Here is a 20,511-nt window from a genome sequence, read left to right as displayed (position 1 = left end):
CCACCACTATCGTACTACCGCTTAACCTCTACAAACTCCCGGCTGCTCCCTGGCATACCATCGACGGTAGCACCATCGGTAACGATCCGTAACCGGGTCAGGCCATCTGATGCAAAGAACGAAACGGATGCCTTACCGCTTTCGCCGACGGCAATCATGGGCTGCCAGTGCAGGGTAGCCCGGTGGTCGGGCCGCACATGATCCGGCTTGCTGACATCATACCGGGGTGCGTAAAATTCCCGCTTCGGCTGGAATCCCGGTATCTTTGTCAGCAACGTGCCTATCGGGGTATAATTTGTATTGACGGTCCCGCTACCACCGCGCTTCAGCAGAATCGAAATAACGCCGCCGCCGCCGCGTGAACCATACATGGCAGTTGAGGCTCCTTTCAGGACATCAACCGCTTCTACATCGTGGACATTGATCGTGAGTGCCGACTCCTTGTCAACCGGCATCCCGTCAATCAGGAACAAAGGTTCGATAACACCCTGAAAATTAGCCGCGCCGCGAATTTGCACTGTCGCAGACGTACCGGAACCGGATATCATCACACCCGCCACGCGGCTCCGGATTACATCCAGGATCGTCATGGCCCCGGCCGTATTCATCTGATCAAACTTAACCGTAGCATCGGCCGATCCGTACATCATCCGGCGGGTATCAACCGGCTCGGTTTTCTTTGCTTTTACGGTTACTTCTTTCAGCATCCGTTCATTGTTTTTCCGGATCTGCTCTTCCAGTTCCAGGTAGTCGTTGGTCCGGCGAACGAACTCCGCCCACTCCTCTCTACGAACCAGAATCGGATTAAACGGGGCTTTGGTAAACATGACTTTTGCCGGCTCAAAGGCATCCAGCGTCACGTTGTAATTCCGGTTATTGCCCTTCATCGATGTGGCCTGAATAAACAGGCTGGTGGTATCGGCCAGTTCCAGACCGAACAACGCAAAATGGCCTTCGTCATCCGTCTCCCCCATCATGAAATTGCGGGCACTGTCTTTTCCGGTCGCCACAACGGTCAGTTTTACCCGATTAGGCGAGGCTTTCGCAGCAGCCTGCTTATCCGGAATCACCAGACCCGGCGCAATTTCGCCCTCACCTGGCTTGCGCCTTGTTTTGGCCACCTGACGACCGGGCTTTACGGCCTGCCCCGACAACGTAAGCCCTGTTTCGACATCATAGTTCAGCGCCGGATAGTCACTGGCCAGCACCTCCGGCCAGGTAAACCGCCGCCACCCCTGAATCATCATCAGCAGATCAAGCTTTATATTACGTGTGTCATTCTTCGGGTCAAAATAATACCCCGGCTGTTCAATTTCGCCTTTAATATCGGATTCCAGCAGCAGGTAGGAGGCCATTGTCTGCGGGGCTGCATCGGCTTCCGGTGCCAGTTTGGTATCGGTCACCGCCAGCGAAAAATTACCTTTTGCCGGTTTGCCGGTATTGTCGGTAACCGTAATATCCAGTTTCACTTCCTCACGGGGCCTGTAACTGGCCTTATCCGGCTTCACGGTCACGTTCAGCCGTTCGTTATGGTCAATGAAAAACAGCCGTTCCGCCACCTGCTTATTCGCTTCATCAAACAGCGTAATCTGCCCGACGCCCTCCGGAAACTTTTCGCGCGGAATCTGCACCCAGAAAGACCGTTTAGTAAGCGGCAGCTTCGACGCCTGCACCAGCAAGCCCCGCGACTGAAAAATAAGTGACGCATTCATCTGAGCCGAGACCGGTTTGGTATGCGCAATCAGTACCCGGATATTATCTTTATGACTCAGGTTATCGACCATCATCACGTACCCATCCGTCTGAATGGCCGGTAACGGAAAGGCTTTAAATGCTTCACCTTTGCGTTTTACATAGGCCGTGTAGCTTTGCCCGGCCTCCGGCGTCAGGCTGAAATAGCCCATGCCCAGGTGCATTGTTTCAAAGCCTACGACCGTATCTTTCTTTGCATCCAGAATAAATCCGGCAATATCGGCGCCTTTACCGGTTTCATCAACCGCTTTAAAACCAACGCGGCCCGGCAATCCGGCGATCAGGTTACCGCCTTCGGGCAGGAACTGAATGTCAACAGCGTTGGGCTGAGGCGCCTGCTTAATTTCTTCGTTTGCCTGGAAAAGTGTCAGCTGCCTGGTGTATACCTCATTGGGGAAATTCCGCATCCAGCCGGTATAGGCCCTTAGCTGGTACGTACCGGCAGGCAGAGAATCCGGCAAAATCATATGCCCCGGTGCATAGCCATAATCGGCTTTCAGGTTTACGGTAAGCCATTGTTTACGGGTTGTCATGTTAACCAGGTCAACATACAGCACCCGGCTGGTCGAATCGGCGGTATGGAGCGCACCGGTAAACAGGTACCCTTTCATCCAGATCGTTTCGCCGGGCATGTAGGTTTCGCGGTCGGTGTGCAGATAGACTTTTTCGCGGGGTAATTGCTGGTTATAGGCCACAAGCCGTCCGGCAAGATGTTCAATAAACGAATCATCGGCGACAGTAAACGCGGCTATTAGTACCGTTAAAAGACTACCGGCGAACCAAATCAGGCGGTGAGGGGCCTTATGCATACAATAGGTTTTTGTGGAAAAGATTGATAGATTATAATCAGGCCATAAATTAGCGAAAAACCTTACCAGAGATGACAAGTTCTCCATCAAAAGTTGCGTTAGTGCTCGGAGCAACCGGTTTAGTGGGCGATCAGCTCACCCACCGGCTCATTGACGCAACGGTATACGATAAAGTAAAAGTACTGACACGGCGGCCGTTAAGCTGGCAACACCCCCGCCTGCAGGAAATTTCGTTTGATTTTGAGCACCCGAACGGTCTGCTTACGCAGGCCGACGACATTTTTTGCTGTCTGGGTACAACCATTAAAAAAGCAGGCTCCAAAGAAGCCTTCCGGAAGGTTGATTACCAGTACCCGCTCGATATCGCCCGCATGGGCCTTGACCAGGGTGCCCGGCAGTTTTCGCTGGTTAGCTCAATGGGGGCCGACAGCGGCTCGTCTTTTTTCTACAACCGCGTCAAGGGCGACCTCGAACGTGATCTGAGTGCGCTTGGCTATCCATCCCTGCTGATTTTCCGGCCTTCTCTGCTGTTGGGAAACCGTGCCGAGTTCCGGCTCGGCGAACGCATCGGTGCCGGTGTCATGCGGCTGCTGGCTCCACTGATTCCGGCCAGGTACAAAGGTATTGAAGCCACACAGGTAGCCAATGCGATGTTCAGTATTGCCCAGAAAGGGCTGACGGGAAAGCACATTTTTGAGTCGGATGCGTTACAGCGCTACTGATTTTACGCAGGATGAGCAGGAAACCGGCCTCCGATATTGCATATCTGCCTGGATTGGCCGAAATTCAGGTTTAATCAACCAGCAGCCCGCGTGCCCATCATCACCAAAAAAAAGCTGACGTACCGTATCGGCGAACCGCTCCGGGAGTACCTTACGACATACAGCCGCGAGCAATCGCTCCCGATTCAGTATGCCGATCTGCTCCGTTACGAAGATGCCATTACCCTGTATGATACTAAGGGTAATGATACACTTTGGGAGACAATGCTGTACCCCAGCTCCGATGTGAACGATATTCTGATGGCGCTGAAAACCATCTATGCCCAGCTAAAGGCAGACGGCGACATGTCGGTCATGGGCCACCTGACCATCGACCGGGTTGATCTGTGCAGTTATGGCAATACCAAGCCGTTCCGCGTCCGGGTGCGGAATAAGGTCAATGACCTGTTCGATTACTTTTATGTCAAAAACGCCGATGCATCCCGCGTCTACGGACTCGAACTGGAGCATATTCTGTCACCGAACCGGATAAGCTACCTGACCAACGACCACACGCTGATCGAAGAGCATATTGCGGGGATTCCGGGCGATGCGTTCTTTAAAAACCAGATGCTCGACCCGAACCTGAACCCGACCCGGTTGTGCAAGGAGTTCGTCAAGTTCAACGAACGCTGCTTTGTGCGGCTGCTGGGCGATATGCATTCGAGCAATTTTGTGGTCGATATAACCCCTGACTTTGACGAGGTCTATTACCGGATCCGGGCCATCGACTTCGATCAGCAATCGTATGAAGGCCGCAAATCGGTGTATATGCCGCAGTATTACAAGCAGAACCAACCGATTATCGAGTTAGGCATGCAGTATATGACCCCTGAAAGTGTACGGCAGTACGAAATTGAGGAACGGTCGCTGATTGCAGGCCGGCTCCGGGTCGAAAAAGTCCGCATTGATGACCTGATGAAAGCCATGCGGAACGATAGTATTTCAACACCGGCTCATACCGAGCAGCTCAAACAAGCGCTCGCCCGGCATTACCGGCACAACGGTTTTCTGTCCTGCCGGACCATGGGCGACATTGTTCTGAAAAGCCTTGAGCTGGTTGCTCTCCATTAACGCTCAACCTGTTATGTTATGCACATCCGCCCTGCTGCGCTCAGCGACTGTCCGGTAATTTACGCTTTTCTCTGCGACCTGGAGGAGGAAACACTCGACCGCGAAAGATTCGATGCCGTTTTTCAGACCAACCTGGACCATCCGGACTACCATTACCTGGTTGCCGAGACAGATCAGGGAATCATCGGTTACGTTAGTTGCCATACCCAGCTCCTGCTGCATCATGTAGGGCGGGTCGGCGAAATTCAGGAGTTGTATGTATCGCCCGCCTGCCGGAATCAGCGGATTGGCCGGCAACTGATTGACCGGCTTCTTCAGCTGGCGGCAGACGAAGGCTGGGTTAATCTGGAAGTTACGACCAACAAAAAACGACTTGATACCCAACGTTTCTATGAGCAGGCCGGTTTCTCGCCCACGCATATCAAATTTGTCCGGCAATTTTAGTTTATGCTGACAGGATTAAAGGATTTACAGGATGTCTGTCCCAACCCTGTAATCCTGTCAAAAAATTATTCCCAAACAACCATCATTTCTATGACGCATTTTTTCCGTATTTGCCTTTGTTTCAGTATCCTTTTTACCGCTGGTTCGCAGACCTTCGCCCAGAAAAATGACCCGAAACTCGAACGCCTGCTGCGGGAGGCAATGGCTGGTTTCAGGGGCGATGCCGGGGTCTATGTCCATCACATCAAATCCGGCAAAACCGTCAGCATCAACGCCGATACAACTTTCCCGACAGCCAGTACCATCAAGATTCCGATCATGTGCGGTCTGTTCGACAAAATAAACCGGGGCGGATTGACCTACCAGCAGGAAATCGTTTACAAAGATTCTCTTCACTATGATGACGGCATTGTCGGGTCACTGAAAGACGGGGCTAAATTTCCGCTGAGTCAGATCGTAATGCTCATGGAAACCATCAGCGACAACACCGGCAGCTTATGGTGCCAGGCACTGGCCGGCGGCGGAACGGCCATCAATAGCTGGCTGGACACCAACGGTTTCAGCAAAACCCGCGTCAACTCCCGCACGCCGGGCCGCGAGGCCTTCCGCCCGAAATATGGCTGGGGACAAACCACACCCCATGAACTGGCGGAACTGCTGCTGTATATCCGGCAGGGCAAAGCCATCAGCCCCGATGCCAGCGACCGGATGTACCGCAACCTGGGCCGGCAGTTCTGGGATGGTGACGGGCTGTCGCAGCTGCCTCCGGGCGTTAAGGTTGCGACAAAGAACGGGGCCGTCAACCGGTCACGGTCAGAGGTGGTGCTGGTGCATGCCCCTCACGGCGAATACGTGTATTGCATTATGACCAAAAATCAGCAGGACGAAAGCTGGGAACGGACCAATGAAGGCGCCACTTTACTCCGGAAAGTCGGTGCTCTGCTCTGGCAGTATTACGAACCCAAATCGGACTGGAAGCCGGTAGACGGCTATCAGAAATGGTGGTAAGCGTTATTTCTTCTTTTTCGGGTGCTGCTTCCGGGCCCGCCATGCCTTGTAATCGGCATACATCCGGCTGACAAGTAAGGTCGGGCCCAGGGAGTAGTAGAATCCGTTATACGAAATCGGCGCTTTCGGAATATCCGGCTGTAGTGTCAGCCGGTAGCCTGCTTCAGCACTGAACCCCAACCACCGGAAGGGCCGGAAATGGTGAAAAGCCTGCGATTTTAACGCCACCGTTACCCCAAGCCCCAGCGGGTAAGCCATGCTCCGTTTTACTTCAGGCTGCGAGTCCCCAACCTTGATCAGCTCATACCGCGTCCGGCCGATACCTACTTCAAGCGGTGTGCTAAGCTCCCAGTACCGGCGCCGGAAATAATACGGTTCGACAAACAGCGTCAGATATTCCAACTGTCGCCGCTGTAGTATATAGCCATCCCAGAAGCTTGACAGCCGCTGCCATGAAAGATAGGCCCCTGCACCGACTTTAACGTTAAAGGGGAAGAAAACCCCGGCCCTTACCCCATACACCCGTGTCACAAGGCGCTCAGGTCCGGGAAATAGATTGCTTTTAAAAACAAAGAACCGCTGATCTGTTTCCGCAATGAGTTTTGGTTCGGTCGGGTGCAGGTTCTGCCCCGTTTTCATGGTGTCTTCGGGGGCAACCGGCAATTCAATACGTTCCGTCGATTGAGCAAAAATCAATCGGGAGACGCAGCAAAAGGTAGTGATCAGGAGATATTTAACGACGTTGAGCATAACAGTAACCGGCAACTGTTAACTCAACTCATTTCGCACTCAATTGGTTAACCCCTAAACGAAGTGAACCGCCTTGCGGGCGGTTCAGCAGTGTATTCAATAAACATTTTGCCAAGAGCCCTTCAGCGTATGCCAGGCTTTGCAAACAGAAATTTTATCAGAAGTGACGGTCGCCGGCTTCGCGTTTCCCGAGCATTACGGCGCCCACCATGGCGACCAGCAGCAGGATTGACGCCAGCTCAAACGGCAGCAGGTAATCGCTGTAGAGCAGAATACCAAGCTGTTCGACCAGACCGGTCCGCGCGTCGAAGTTACCTTCACTAACCGAAGGCAGCTGTACGGCCCGGAATACCAGTAACATCGTAACCATCAGAATACCGCCAACCACAACGGCGGCCATTTTCGTCAGGTTTGTTTTGGACTCCTCATCTTCCCTGCGCAGGTTCAGGAACATGATCGTAAACAGGAACAGTACCATGATCGCACCGGCATACACGATGATGTTCACGGCAGCCAGAAACTGCGCATTCATCAGAATATAATGCCCCGACAGACAGAAGAATGTCGCGATCAGCGCCAATACACTGTGGATCGGGTTACGCGCCGTTACAACCGTGATGGCACTTAACAGGGTAATTCCGGTGAGTACGTAAAAAACTATTTCGATAGGTTTCATTTCTTAAAGCGTATCTATTCAGCCCGATGCAGCAAAAGACAGGTGGCCCCGTCCTTAGCTGTACGTGCCTGTTTTTAACTAACAGAACGGGAAAGGCTTGGCTCAGTCGGGGTTGCCTGAACGTTCGGGTTGGTACGAACGTACCGGTCATCTGACTTCTCGACCAGCTTATCTTTTCCGTAAATTACCTCATCACGATCCGAGAATACCGGTACAAACCGGTCGTGGCGGAGATAGATTGCCTGCTTCGGACAAGCTTCTTCACACAGTCCGCAGAAAATGCAGCGCAGCATGTTAATCTCATACACAGCGGCGTATTTTTCTTCGCGGTAAAGTGTTTCCTGACCTTTTGTACGCTCGGCTGCGACCATCGAAATCGCTTCGGCCGGACAAGCCACGGCACAAAGACCACAGGCCGTACAACGCTCACGCCCCTGCTCATCACGCTTCAGAACGTGATGTCCGCGGAAAACCGGCCCCAGATACGTTTTTACATCCGGATACGGCTTCGTCGCTTTCTTCAGGAAAAAGTGCTTTAACGTAATGCCAAGACCCTTCGTAATCGCAGGCAGATACATTTTCTCTGCCAGCGTCATTTCTTTATTGCTAACCTGCTTTGAACGATTCGTCAGTTGCATACTTTAATAAGAGATTATGGCCGGACCTCCCTGTGGCTGTCCGGCCGGCTCGTTTAAGATCGTTGCGGAGAAACCTGTCCTTTCGGGGCGCGTGAGTTCGACATAACCGCCAGCACCGTTGCGACAATAACGATCAGCCATGAGGCGTACTTCATGCCGTTGAACAGCAAACCGCTTGCCGAAACAATGATGTTCAGTACTGACAACGGAATCAGGATTTTCCAGCCCAGGTTCATCAGCTGATCATAGCGGAAACGCGGAACGGTCCAGCGTACCCACATGAAGAAGAAGATGAAGAAGAAGATCTTGCCGAAGAACACAACCGTACCGATCGCTGTCGCTACGTTATGCCCGGTTACAGAACCCAGTGAATTGGTCAGGGCATTGCTGATCTGCTCCATAAACGGATAGTGGTAACCACCGAAGTACAGCGACGAAATAAATGCCGACGATACGAACATGTTGATGTACTCGGCAAACAGGTAAAAGCCCAATTTCATGGAGCTGTACTCTGTGTGATACCCGCCAACGAGTTCGGTTTCGCACTCCGGTAAGTCGAACGGCGTCCGGTTACACTCGGCAAACGAGCAGGTCAGGAAAATGATAAAGCCCAGCGGCTGCGTAAATACGTTCCAGCCAAGGAAGCCGGCTTCCGCCTGCTGCTCAACAATTGCGCGGACTGACAGCGAGCCTGACATCATCAGAATCGCGATAATCGACAGGCCCAGCGCTACTTCATAGCTGATGTTCTGCGACGCAGCGCGGATGGCACCCAGCAGCGAGAATTTATTATTCGACGCCCAGCCACCGACCATAACGCCGTATACCCCCAGCGACACAACACCGAAAATGTACAGTACACCGATGTTGATCTCGATACCCTGCACCGGAATCTCGTAGTTGTCGAACCGGATGGTATCGCCGAACGGAATTACCGCACTCGACATCAGGGCCGTTAACATCGCCAGGGCAGGCCCGAGGATAAACAGCCACTTACTGGCCTGGGCAGGAATAAAGTCTTCCTTAAAAAACATTTTACCGGCATCCGCAATTGGCTGGAGTAATCCCCACGGCCCTGCCCGGTCAGGGCCGATCCGGTCCTGCATAAAGGCTGCCACCTTCCGCTCAACGTAGGTTGAATACGTCGCAATCAACAGGGATATCCCGAAGACAGCCAGGATAATGATGCTTTTTACTATAAATATGGTTAAGTCCATGTCTGTAAGTTAAAAACCGGCAACAGGTTAGTTTGAGCTCGCAAACCGCTCAGGTGGTAATTGCTGAATCGACAGTTGCGACGTATCGCGGGTATCATCGATTGGCTTATAATTAGCCGCCGCCAGCCGCGAAACAAAATCCGGCTTGATTGTGTCAGCACGGTACTTGTTAGCCGTTATGACTGAGCTGCGGGCAATTTTGGTTGGCCCCTCAATTACCCAGTCGCTGGTTTTCTTGGTTTCGAAGCGGCACGTGTTGCAGATAAACTCGTTTACCTCGTTCCACTCGTTTTTACGGGCCGTTACGCGGATCACCTCTTCGCCCCGATACCACAGCGTTACCTTTCCGGAACAGGTCGGGCAATCACGGTGCGCATCTACCGGACGCGAGAACCATACCCGGTTTTTGAACCGATAGGTTTTATCGGTCAGGGCACCTACCGGGCATACATCAATCACGTTACCCGAGAAATCGTTGTCGATTGCCTTCTCGATATACGTGCTGATTTCGGCATGATCGCCCCGGTTCATTACCCCGTGTACCCGCTTGTTGGTAATCTGATCGGCCGTAAATACGCAGCGGTAACACAGGATACAACGCGTCATGTGCAGCTGGATATACGGACCCAGGTCATGCTTGTCGAACGTACGGCGTTCTTCTTCGTAGCGCGTTTTGGCGGCTCCGTGTTCAAACGCAAAGTTCTGGAGGTCACACTCGCCGGCCTGATCGCATACCGGGCAATCGAGCGGGTGGTTAATTAACAGGAACTCCACAACGCCTTTACGCGCTTCGAGTACCTGCGGACTTGTTGTATTTTCAACCACCATGCCATCCTGTACCGGTGTGATACAAGACGCTACCAGTTTCGGCATCGGACGTGGGTCTTTGGCAGAACCGGCTGCGACTTTCACCAGACAGGCACGGCACTTACCACCACTGCCTTTAAGCGGCTGGTAGTAGCACATTGCCGGTGGCGCCACTTCCGGTCCGATTTTACGGGCAGCCTGCAGGATCGTTGTTCCCGGCTCCACCTCTACCTCGATACCATCGACAGTGACTTTGACTAGTTGCGGTTTGTTATCTTCCATAATTATGTAAAACGGATGGTCGGATCCGTCTGGTCAACTGACCTATACTTGATACAACTTAACTGTAAACCGAATCGGCTGATCCGCTCTACCGGTTACACCAGCGCCATTTCGCCCCGGTAAACGGCACCTGGCTGCGTCGCTTCAACCGGATGATTGATGTGCCATTCGAATTCGTCGCGGAAGTGACGGATCGCACTGCCCACCGGCCATGCTGCCGCATCGCCCAGCGGGCAAATCGTATTGCCTTCGATCTTTTTGGCAACGTCAACCAGCAGGTCAATATCGTGCAGGCTGCCGTGACCATGCTCGATCCGGTGCAGGACTTTTTCCATCCAGCCGGTTCCTTCACGGCAAGGACTGCACTGACCGCATGATTCGTGGTGATAGAAGCGGGAGAAATTCCACGTATTCCGGACCACACAGGCCGTTTCGTCCATCACGATGAAACCACCCGAACCCAGCATCGTACCCGTCGCAAAGCCGCCGTCTGACAGCGATTCGTAGGACATCAGTCGTTTGTCGCCGTTGGCAAGGTTCAGAATCAGGTTGGCAGGCAGAATCGGTACGGATGAACCACCGGCCACAACGGCCTTCAGTTTATGGCCCGGACGGATACCGCCGCACCACTCATCGGCATAAATAAAGTCTTCTACCGACACACCGAGTTCGATTTCGTAAACGCCCGGCTTGTTGATGTGTCCCGACGCCGAAATCAGTTTGGTACCCGTTGACCGGCCAATGCCGATGGCAGCATACGCATCACCCCCGTTATTGATAATCCACGGCGTTGTTGAAATTGACTCAACGTTGTTAACCACCGTCGGGCTCTGATAAAGGCCTTTAACGGCAGGGAACGGCGGTTTATTCCGCGGGTTACCCCGTTTGCCTTCCAGCGACTCCAGCAGCGCCGTTTCTTCTCCGCAGATGTAGGCACCACCGCCCGGCTGTACGACCAGTTCAAGGTCATAGCCGCTGCCCATGATATTTTTACCCAGGAATCCGGCGGCTTTTGCTTCAGCAATGGCTTTTTCCAGAATCCGGATCACATACATCAGCTCGCCACGCACGTAGATGAACGACTTGTTGGCACCCAGTGCAAAGCTGGAAATAATCATTCCCTCAATCAGTAAGTGAGGGATATGCTTCATCAGGTAATGGTCTTTGAACGTGCCCGGCTCCGATTCATCGGCGTTACACACCAGATAGCGGGGAACACCCTCCGGCTTGGCCAGAAAGCTCCATTTCATCCCCATCGGGAAACCGGCACCGCCCCGTCCGCGGACACCTGCTTTTTTAACTTCTTCGACCACTGAGTCAGGCGTCATTGTTTTCAGCGCCTTCTCAACGGCTGTATAGCCTCCTTGTTTGCGGTAAACGTCGTAGGTATCGATACCAGGGACGTCAATATGTTCAAGCAGAATTTTCTTTCCCATCGGTCAAAGCTTATTTCGACAGTTCTTCAATAATCTCATCGACCCGCTGATTGGTCAGGTGCATGTAATATTGCTCACGGATCTGGAACACAGGGCCCATACCGCAGGCTGCCAGGCATTCAACTTCTTTCAGGGTAAACTTCCCGTCGGATGTTGTCTGACCGGCTTCTATTCCTAGTTTTTGTTTCAGATGCGCATAGACATCTTCACCGCCCATCAGGCAGCAAGGGCCTGTACGGCAATATTCGATGACATGCTTACCCACCGGATCGAGGTGGAACATCGTATAAAACGTAGCTACTTCGTATACCTCAATCGGCTCAATGTCCAGCAAGCCGGCCACATAGTCCATTACCTCCGGACTTGTCCACCCCCATTGCTCCTGTGCCAGGTGCAGCAGCGGCAGCAAAGCCGATTTTTGTTTTCCTTCCGGATAGCGGGCAATGATCTCTTTCGCCAAAACCTGCCGTTCAGGAGTGAATTCTATCTTTGCGTTTGTTTCAGTTGTCATAGTTAGTGAGTGATTGCGCGATTGAGTGATTGAGCGGCCACAGCGCGGCGGTCACTCAATCACTCAATCACTCAATGATTTATGCATCCAACTCGCCGGCAATAACGTTCATACTACTCATGATCACGATGGCGTCCGACAGGGTGGCTCCCTTACACATCTCAGGGTAGGCCTGATAGTAAATGAAGCATGGACGGCGGAAGTGCAGACGGTATGGCGCACGGCCTCCGTCACTGACCAGGTAGAAGCCTAATTCACCGTTGCCACCTTCTACGGCATGGTACACCTCGCCAACCGGCGCATCAATCTCACCCATCACAATCTTGAAGTGGTAGATCAGCGCTTCCATATTTTTGTATACTTCCTGCTTTGGCGGCAGGTAGTATTGCGGAGCATCAGCAAAATAAGAGCCTTCCGGCAGGTTATTCATCGCCTGCTCAATGATGCGGAGGCTTTGCCAGATTTCTTCATTCCGGACCATGTACCGGTCGAAGGTATCACCGCTCTGCCCTACCGGGATATCGAATTCAAAGTCTTCGTACGACGAGTATGGGTTCATAACCCGCACATCGTAGTCAACACCGGCGGCACGCAGGTTGGGACCGGTAAAGCCGTAGCTCAGCGCACGTTCTGCCGAAATACCGCCGACACCGACAATCCGGTCCATGAAGATCCGGTTCCGGTTCAGCAGACTTTCAAACTCACGGAGTACTTTCGGGAATTCGGCAAGGAACTTTCTGATTTTCCGGATGGCTTCGGCCGACAGATCACGCTCCATGCCACCGATCCGGCCCATGTTGGTTGTCAGACGGGCACCGCACATCTCTTCGTAGATTTCGTAGATTTTCTCCCGTTCTTCGAACAGGTACACGAAACCGGTCAGGGCACCGGTATCTACACCAAGGATCCCGTTACAAACGAGGTGATCGGCAATCCGGGCCAGTTCCATCATGATCACCCGGATATACTGCGCCCGCTTCGGCACCTCAATGCCGAGCAGTTTCTCTACCGTCATGTGCCAGCCCATGTTGTTGATCGGCGACGAACAATAGTTCATCCGGTCAGTCAGGGTGGTAATCTGGTAGAATGGCCGGCGTTCGGCGATTTTTTCGAACGCACGGTGAATGTATCCGATGGTTTGCTCGCCCGACACGATTTTTTCGCCATCCATCTGGAGGATGTTCTGGAAAATACCGTGGGTTGCCGGGTGGGTTGGACCGAGGTTCAGCGTTGTCAGTTCGTTGACATATTGTACCGGTCCTTCGTCGGTCCGGGCCGGAACGCCCGCTTTATTTGCTAAATCGAGTTCTTCAGTAGTCATCTGCTTCTCTTGAGCGAATTGTGATTGAGTGATTGAGTGATCCGGAGCCGACAGGTTTCGCTCAATCACTCACTCGCTCAATCACTCAATTATTATCGTCCAAACAACGCATCAATTTTGTCCTGGCGGGTGCTGTCTTCCAATGGATATTCTTTCCGCATCGGATGATAATCCATTTCTTCCATGTTCAGAATCCGGCGAAGATCCGGATGGCCGTCAAAGATGACACCGAACAGGTCAAAGGTTTCACGCTCCATCCAGTTGGCACTTGCGTACAGTGGCGTTGCGGTCGGGATATGCAGATCGGCCGCTGTCAGGTATACTTTAATCCGCACCCGGAAGTTTTGCACCAGGCTGTGCGCGTGATACACGACACAGTATTCACGATCGGGGCTGTCCGGATAATGAATGGCCGTAATATCTGTCAGAAAGCTGATCTGGTATGCCGGATGGTCCTTCAGGTATTCAAGCACCGGAATAATGGTTTCCCGGTTCGTTGTGAACGTCAGCAGGCCAAACGGATCGTCGAATTCCCCGACGGCGTTTTCATACTTCCGGATTATATCTTGTGCTACTTCTTCGTTGGTAAGCATTGTCAGTTAGTGAATGAGTAAAAGCGCGGAAGCGCCCGCATGGCGGTGCTTTCGCGCTTTTGCTATTGAATACTGTACGAGGCCAGCAGTTTCTGGTATTCGTCCGAATTTCGCCGGCGAAGCGACTCGTTATGGGCCAGTTCCTGCACCTGCATAACGGCTTCAAGAATCTGCTCCGGACGCGGCGGGCAACCCGGCACATACACATCAACCGGGATCACGCGGTCGATACCCTGTAAGACACTGTAGGTATCGAAAATTCCGCCGCTCGATGCGCAGGCTCCGATGGCAATCACCCAGCGGGGTTCGGCCATCTGCAGATACACCTGCTTTACAACCGGCGCCATTTTCTTGGCAATCGTACCGGCTACCAGCAGCATATCGGCCTGACGCGGCGAAAAGCTGATCCGTTCAGAGCCAAAACGGGCAATGTCGTAACGGGCCGCCATGGTTGCCATGAACTCGATTCCGCAGCAGGAAGTTGCAAAAGGCAAAGGCCAAAGCGAATTCGCCCGGGCCAAACCAATGATTTTGTCAAATGAAGTTGCCTGAAACCCCGGGCCGTCATAGCTTGGGGGGCCTTCAGCTAATTTTATGTCTGATGCCATGTTGCTAATGTAAACTGGATAATGAGTAATGTAAGCAGCCGGTACACCTGGTACCCGGCAGATTACAGATCAATCGTTATTCCCACTTCAGCACGCCTTTGCGGATGATATAGTAGAAGCCCGCTAACAGCAGCCCCATGAACAATACCATTTCGATAAAGCCTGTGACGCCCAGACCTTTGAAGTTCACTGCCCATGGATACAGGAAGATAACCTCAACGTCGAACAAGACAAAAAGAATAGCGATCAGGAAGTATTTGATGGAAATAGGCGTCCGGGCATCCCCTTCTACAGGAATACCGCACTCAAACGGATCGTCTTTTTTCTGGCTTTTACGCTTAGGGCCAATCGAGTGCGTTACGATCATCGTCGTGATGATAAAACCCAGTGCCAGCCCCAGCTGAATCAGTACCGGGAGATAATCCGACGGCAAGTAAGATGCGTTCATAATAACTTATTGCGAAAGACGTCGCAAGTTAGTGATAATTTAAACACGGACAGATGTTCTGCCTGTGGTTTAGCATGGCAAAATTACTATCAAATATACCCTTTTTTTAAGGTTTAATCAATCTTAAACACGAAGTTGATCCATGGTGTTTAACAAAAAATGCCCTTCTCTGCGAAGGGCATTTTTTGTTGCGGGCGCCGCCTGTAGTAACCGGCAAAGCCCGCTACAGTATGTCGTTTCGTTCCGTTAATTTGTCAGAATAAAGCGTTTGGCCACATTGAAGCCGGCCGCCCGGACCCGTACCACGTACTGCCCCCCGGCCAGTCCCTGCATATTCACCGTACGCCGGACGTTGAACAGATCGAAGTGCTCGGAATAGACCAGTTTGCCATCCAGCGTATAAATCTGAAGGTCAGCATTTTTCAGATCCTCCAGTGTTTCGACCGAAACCTGATGCGATGTAGCCGGATTCGGATACACCACCAGACCGCGGTTATTCGGATCAATCACGTAATCAACCGAATTCGAATAGTTCGACACGCAGGTCAGGTTGTTACCGTTGGCCAGCGTAAAAATTCCTTTCGAGCGGGCCGTATATACTCCGCTGATAGCCACCTTGGCTACAGCGCCGTTCTGATTGGCAACAAATAATGCATTGTTCTGCCGCCAGTCATAGGCCAGCGTTGTGCCCGTAACGCTGAACGGCACCGTTGCCTCCAGTGAATACGGACCGACCTGACGGATTGTTGGCTGCGGCAACCGCGGACGTACCACCAGATTCACCGGTGCAGAGCCTGCTGACCGGCAACCGTACGGACTCAGCGCCTGTAAGGTATAGCTACCCGGACTGGCCACATTCAACACTTTGGTCACCGTACCACCATTCCATTGCAGCCGGTTGGCCACATCGGTAATACCGGTCAGCTGCAACACCGAGTCGGCACAAATCTGCTGATCAGTTGCCGCAGCGATTGAGGCCGACCGGGCCAGCGAAATGGCCGGAGCAGCCGGCAGAATCGGCGCTTTTACTTCCACCAGCGGTGACAGGAACGTATTCCCGAAGCGGTCTTTCATGGTAGCCCTGTATGAACCCGGCAGGTTTACCGTCAGACTTTTACCGGCAATACTGTTATTCCAGACATACGACGAATAGCCGTCCGGCAGCGTCAGTGTAACACTGCTGTTGTTGGGCCCGCATCCTACCGCAACCGTTGGCTGGGGCAGTGGCAGAACCGGCAGGGCACTTACAAAAAACGTCGGGCTCATGCTCTGGTACCAGGCCTGTGCCAGCTGCCGCAGACCATCACCGCCAAAGTGTACGTCTTCGCCCGGCCGCGGGATCTGAATATTATCCGTAAGTGGTCCGGGCTGGACATTGTTGTTATAGGTGTTGATAACGTCGTTCTGGGCGTTGATTACATTCAGACTAATCCGGCCTGTATTATAGGATGAACGCGCAAGCACCCAGGCCGGATACCGGTCGCTGATAAAACCGGCGCCAACATCTTCCCGGGTCTTATTGATGATATACTGCATATTATCGCGGTATTCTTCACGGGTAATGTTCAGCGGAAAATTATCATTTTCCCCTTGTTGCCATAAAATAGCTCGCAGGCCAAGCAGCGAGTTATAGTAACGGAGGGCAATAATCAGGTTAGCGTATGGCATCCCCGTCGGCAGTGCTACCGAGTTATTGAACCAGTAAACCGTTGATTTACCATCGGCGCTTTCCCGCCAGTTGCGGCTCGTTGTACCAAACCAGGCCGTGTTGATAAACAGAACCGGGCAGTTATACTGTCTGGCAATCAGATCACCGAGCGCTCCCCAGCACCAGGCACTTTGCCCGCGCGGCCCGATAATGGCTGTACTGGTCAGTTGCTGAAATGACGGAGCCGGCGGATTGGCCAGCGAATTAGCCACTGTATTGTCATACGCCACACAGTTTACGCGGTCGTCGGCAGCACCAACGGCACCGAGGTCCTGAAAGCCCTGTGCATTAGACTGGCCGGTAATGATAAATACCTCACCGATGCCCACCTTACGTACTTCGTCCTGCCCGATAATGGTTCCGCCCGACATCACCCGGAGCTGTAGTCTGTACCAGCCCGTACGGCCCCGTACAGGCCCCTGAAAGACACCACCCGACGGCAGCCGCTGAATGGTCTGCCAATCGGTGTCAATGCCCTGACCGGAAACTTCGGTGACGAGTCTTGCCTGTACACTGTCTATGGGTTGGTAGTAACTTCCCGAAACATAAATTGTACTGGTCTGATCATTATTCCGCTGATAAACCGCCCGTGTTTCAGGATACGTAATCTTAACAACCGGGTTAGTTGTCTGTGCTAATGCCGGAATCAGACATGCACAAAGAAGCCCGAGAATACATGTAATCTTCTGGGTAGTAGTGTTTTTCATGCTTGTTACGATGACAATACTGATTCGCCTTTTCTACCGCTCACCTCGGTAATGCCACACTTTTGACAAAATTCACCATTTGCATTGAAATAACAAACCCGGCAAGTAACATGCCTAAAGAGGTCCATTTCTGCATATTTGTCAAAATCCAAGGAAGACGCGTTTTGCGACATTGAATCCGGTCGCCTGAACCTGAATAATATAAAATCCTGACCGCAGGCTGCTCAGGTCAAACGGGCGTCGTTCGGAGAAGTCTGTAACCTGATAAAGCTGTACTTCCTGACCGGCCAGTGTATAAATCCGGACGGCTGCGTTCTTTACATCCGTTAACGTTTCTATGGTGATTTTCTTATCCGCACTCGGGTTCGGATAAATACTGAGCCCCTGATTGTTTTCAATCAGAATAAAGGCCAGCAGCGGCGAGTAAGCCGAATAGCATGTCAGGTCAGGGGCATAGGCCCGGTAAGCCTGTGCACTGTAATTGCCCGTCCGGCCGGCTTTTATCGAACTGGTTTTCACCGTCAGTGAATCGGTATTGTAGCGCCAGTTATAACCGGTGTTCGGTTCATTGTTGATTACGTCAAGGGTATATGTACCCGTCTGCTGCAACTGTGGTACGGCCGGCAACGGTTTCACATCTACCGCAATAGCATTGCTGAACGGCGACAGGCAACCGTTGTTATCCTGTACCCGCGCGGTAAAGGTGCCGCTGGTTTTCACCGTCAGTTGCTGCGTTGTGACGCCGCTTGACCAGATGGCGTTTAACGGGCTTGCCGCCGCCAGGGTCACCTGATTTCCGTCGCAGAAGGTTGTCCGTCCCTGCGCCGAAATCACCGGTGCATCCGGCAACGGATTAACATTGACTGTAATGGGATTAGACGGTGCCGATAAACAGTTAAATACGTTCCGCGTCCGTAGTGAATATTCCCCCGCCTGACTCACGGTAATGCTTCGGCTTGCCTGGCCGTTACTCCACTGGTAGGTATTTTCTTCCGTCGAGGTCAGTGTTACCCGCTGATCGGCGCAGAATGTGGTCGGCCCGCCCGCCTGGATAACCGGCGTCTGCGGCAAATTATTGACAACCACATTAATGGTATTGGAGCGGTTTGAGCTACAGCCATTCTGGTCGGTAACCGTTAGGAAGTAACTACCCGATTGCCTGACCTCGATGGCCTGATTGCCTTCGCCGTTACTCCAGTTATACCGTACCCCGCCGGTAGTTGTCCGTAATGCAGTGCTTTCCCCCTGACAGAACGTTGCCGAACGGTCGCTGGTAATAGCCGGGGCAGCCGGCAACGGATTCACCCGGATCGTTTGTACATCCGATGTAAAATCACAGCCGCTGACATCGCGGTAACGCACATAGAAACTGCCTGACGTGTTTGTGTTCAGCACCTTGCTGGTGGATACACTGGTATTTGTCTGCTGATTTATCCAGCTGATATTGTTGTCGTAGCTTGCCGTCAGGTTGATGTTTCCGCCTTCACAAAATGTAGCGGGGCCCGAAAGCGCTATTGTCGGCGGGGCGGCAATCCGGACAGCAGCCGAATAGCTTGTATTGCCCAGACCGTCCTTTAGTTTCGCCCGGTACCGGATATTACTGCCACCCTTTACCAGCCGCTGACCCGCGTCCAGACTCACAACCTGCCCGTTTTCGTTCAGCCCTTCCCAGAGTATTGAGCTGTAAGAGCCATTTACGGTAATACCCAGACTATTGTTTCCGGCGCAGTCAATCGACACACTGGCCAGGCTGCCGGGTGCCTGTGGCTGTGAATTATTCCAGAAGTTATCGTCCAGACTGGCACTCCAGGCATTGGCGACCTCTACCAGGCCGTTGGCATCAAAGTGTGTTTCGTCAAAGTAGGGGGCGCGGCTCCGTGGTACCTGAATGTTATCGGTAGATGGTCCGGCAAATACATTGCCACCCTGAGCGATGATCTGGTTCTGCGCATTAATGATTTCAGGCCGTATTTTTCCGCCGGGTATACCGCCGTCTTTTTCATACGATACCCGCGAGACCACCCAGGCAATACTCTTCCCGGCATCCTGCCGGCTTTTATCAATGATATAGCGCAGGCTGCGGACATACTCATCGGTACCGGTACCCACATAGGTATCTGCTTCGCCCTGATGCCATAGTACTGCCCTGACGCCCAGCAGGTTTGTATAAAACTGCAGTGCAGTCCGGAGATTCGCATAGGGTTGCCCCTGCGGATAAGCCTGGCCGCTTACATACACGCTGTAGGCAGTGCCGCCGGCGGCAGTTTCCCGCCAGTTACCGATCGACGTGCCCCCCCACGCGGCATTCATAAAGAGCACCGGCACGCCGAAGCGCTGCACCAGCCGGTCTCCCAGCATTCCCCAGCACCACGAACCAAAGCCGCGCGGGCTTATAAACGGCTGGTTGTTGATATTATCCTGATTCAGCTGCCGGAACTCCGGATAACCCGGATCAGCCAGATCCTGCTTATCCGATCCGGCAGTTACATAATTCACACGGTCATCACCGGCAGTTGGTGCGCTTCTGAGCAGCCAATCTGTCCCTTGCCCGTTTGATTGGCCGGCCACGACAAACACCTCACCAACCCCGACACGTTCGACAAGGGTATAGGCGACCTGCTGGTCGTTATTCATCCCCCGGACTTCGAGATTATACCACCCTCCCCGGATATCGGAAAGGTCGTTTGTAAACACACCCTTGCCCGGATTTGCTTCTATTACCCGCCAGTCAGTACTTGCTCCCTGCCCGTCGCGGGCCGTCATTTTTGCTTCGATGCGTGTTACCGGTACTGTATAGAAACCGGCGATCCGCAATGTGGCAACATTAGCGTTATTACGCTGAAAAACGGCGCGTGTTGTCGGAAAAGTAACCTGAATCTGTTGAGCGCTGAGTAGCAGCGGAGCGGTCACAAGTACCCCCACCAGCCAGACAAGCATGGTTTTTATCATACACCCGGAAAA

General features: G+C 52.7%; 18 protein-coding genes. 4 read left to right on the top strand and 14 right to left on the bottom strand.

Going from position 1 to position 20,511, the window contains the following annotated elements; translation table 11 throughout:
* Positions 1–14: 14 nt before the first annotated feature.
* Entirely contained in the window at positions 15–2,561 is a 2,547-nt protein-coding gene (locus tag AC23NW_RS04345; RefSeq protein ID WP_487447961.1) for a TonB-dependent receptor plug domain-containing protein, read from the bottom strand.
* 71 nt (positions 2,562–2,632) lie between these two features.
* Between AC23NW_RS04345 and AC23NW_RS04340 the strand changes: the two genes are divergently transcribed.
* From AC23NW_RS04340 to AC23NW_RS04325, 4 genes are all read left to right on the top strand, one after another.
* Positions 2,633–3,283 (top strand): oxidoreductase, encoded by a 651-nt coding sequence (locus AC23NW_RS04340; RefSeq protein ID WP_487447960.1) that lies wholly within the window; start codon positions 2,633–2,635, stop codon positions 3,281–3,283.
* Between the two features lie 90 nt (positions 3,284–3,373).
* Complete coding sequence (locus AC23NW_RS04335; RefSeq protein WP_487447958.1) at positions 3,374–4,396, top strand: hypothetical protein; 1,023 nt, start codon at positions 3,374–3,376, stop codon at positions 4,394–4,396.
* Between the two features lie 18 nt (positions 4,397–4,414).
* The gene (locus tag AC23NW_RS04330; RefSeq protein ID WP_487447957.1) at positions 4,415–4,840 is read left to right on the top strand and encodes a GNAT family N-acetyltransferase; all 426 of its coding nucleotides are present in this window, start codon (positions 4,415–4,417) and stop codon (positions 4,838–4,840) included.
* A gap of 90 nt (positions 4,841–4,930) precedes the next feature.
* The gene (locus AC23NW_RS04325) at positions 4,931–5,848 is read left to right on the top strand and encodes a serine hydrolase (RefSeq protein ID WP_487447955.1); all 918 of its coding nucleotides are present in this window, start codon (positions 4,931–4,933) and stop codon (positions 5,846–5,848) included.
* Between the two features lie 3 nt (positions 5,849–5,851).
* On the opposite strand, the gene AC23NW_RS04320 is transcribed toward AC23NW_RS04325, so the two are convergent.
* From AC23NW_RS04320 to AC23NW_RS04260, 13 genes are all read right to left on the bottom strand, one after another.
* The gene (locus AC23NW_RS04320) at positions 5,852–6,598 is read right to left on the bottom strand and encodes a hypothetical protein (RefSeq protein WP_487447953.1); all 747 of its coding nucleotides are present in this window, start codon (positions 6,596–6,598) and stop codon (positions 5,852–5,854) included.
* 157 nt (positions 6,599–6,755) lie between these two features.
* A complete protein-coding gene (locus tag AC23NW_RS04315; RefSeq protein ID WP_293837374.1) occupies positions 6,756–7,274 on the bottom strand; it encodes an NADH-quinone oxidoreductase subunit J family protein in 519 nt (172 codons plus the stop codon).
* 74 nt (positions 7,275–7,348) lie between these two features.
* Positions 7,349–7,912 carry a NuoI/complex I 23 kDa subunit family protein gene (locus tag AC23NW_RS04310; protein WP_487447950.1) on the bottom strand — a complete coding sequence of 188 codons (564 nt, stop codon included), beginning with the start codon at positions 7,910–7,912 and terminating at the stop codon, positions 7,349–7,351.
* Positions 7,913–7,965: 53 nt separating this feature from the next.
* On the bottom strand, positions 7,966–9,129 hold the full coding sequence (gene nuoH, locus AC23NW_RS04305; protein WP_293837372.1) for an NADH-quinone oxidoreductase subunit NuoH: 1,164 nt from the start codon (positions 9,127–9,129) through the stop codon (positions 7,966–7,968).
* A 27-nt stretch (positions 9,130–9,156) separates the two neighbouring features.
* The gene (locus AC23NW_RS04300) at positions 9,157–10,218 is read right to left on the bottom strand and encodes an NADH-quinone oxidoreductase subunit G (protein ID WP_293837371.1); all 1,062 of its coding nucleotides are present in this window, start codon (positions 10,216–10,218) and stop codon (positions 9,157–9,159) included.
* Positions 10,219–10,313: 95 nt separating this feature from the next.
* Complete coding sequence (gene nuoF, locus AC23NW_RS04295; protein ID WP_487447948.1) at positions 10,314–11,654, bottom strand: NADH-quinone oxidoreductase subunit NuoF; 1,341 nt, start codon at positions 11,652–11,654, stop codon at positions 10,314–10,316.
* 10 nt (positions 11,655–11,664) lie between these two features.
* Positions 11,665–12,165 carry an NADH-quinone oxidoreductase subunit NuoE family protein gene (locus AC23NW_RS04290; protein WP_487447946.1) on the bottom strand — a complete coding sequence of 167 codons (501 nt, stop codon included), beginning with the start codon at positions 12,163–12,165 and terminating at the stop codon, positions 11,665–11,667.
* A gap of 79 nt (positions 12,166–12,244) precedes the next feature.
* Entirely contained in the window at positions 12,245–13,486 is a 1,242-nt protein-coding gene (locus AC23NW_RS04285; protein WP_293837368.1) for an NADH-quinone oxidoreductase subunit D, read from the bottom strand.
* A 92-nt stretch (positions 13,487–13,578) separates the two neighbouring features.
* Positions 13,579–14,079: an NADH-quinone oxidoreductase subunit C gene (locus tag AC23NW_RS04280; RefSeq protein WP_487447945.1), complete on the bottom strand. Its 501-nt coding sequence runs from the start codon at positions 14,077–14,079 to the stop codon at positions 13,579–13,581.
* 62 nt (positions 14,080–14,141) lie between these two features.
* On the bottom strand, positions 14,142–14,687 hold the full coding sequence (locus tag AC23NW_RS04275) for an NADH-quinone oxidoreductase subunit B (protein ID WP_293837366.1): 546 nt from the start codon (positions 14,685–14,687) through the stop codon (positions 14,142–14,144).
* A gap of 76 nt (positions 14,688–14,763) precedes the next feature.
* Positions 14,764–15,135: an NADH-quinone oxidoreductase subunit A gene (locus AC23NW_RS04270; protein ID WP_071505430.1), complete on the bottom strand. Its 372-nt coding sequence runs from the start codon at positions 15,133–15,135 to the stop codon at positions 14,764–14,766.
* 246 nt (positions 15,136–15,381) lie between these two features.
* Positions 15,382–17,550, bottom strand: coding sequence for a sialate O-acetylesterase (locus AC23NW_RS04265; protein ID WP_487447942.1), 2,169 nt, complete (start codon positions 17,548–17,550; stop codon positions 15,382–15,384).
* 141 nt (positions 17,551–17,691) lie between these two features.
* A complete protein-coding gene (locus AC23NW_RS04260) occupies positions 17,692–20,499 on the bottom strand; it encodes a T9SS type A sorting domain-containing protein (protein WP_487447940.1) in 2,808 nt (935 codons plus the stop codon).
* Between the last annotated feature and the right edge of the window lie 12 nt (positions 20,500–20,511).

It is taken from the genome of Arsenicibacter sp. R0_47, from assembly GCF_057652235.1.
Note: the sequence above shows the minus strand (reverse complement) of the source record. Positions and strands in the feature narration are given on the sequence as shown.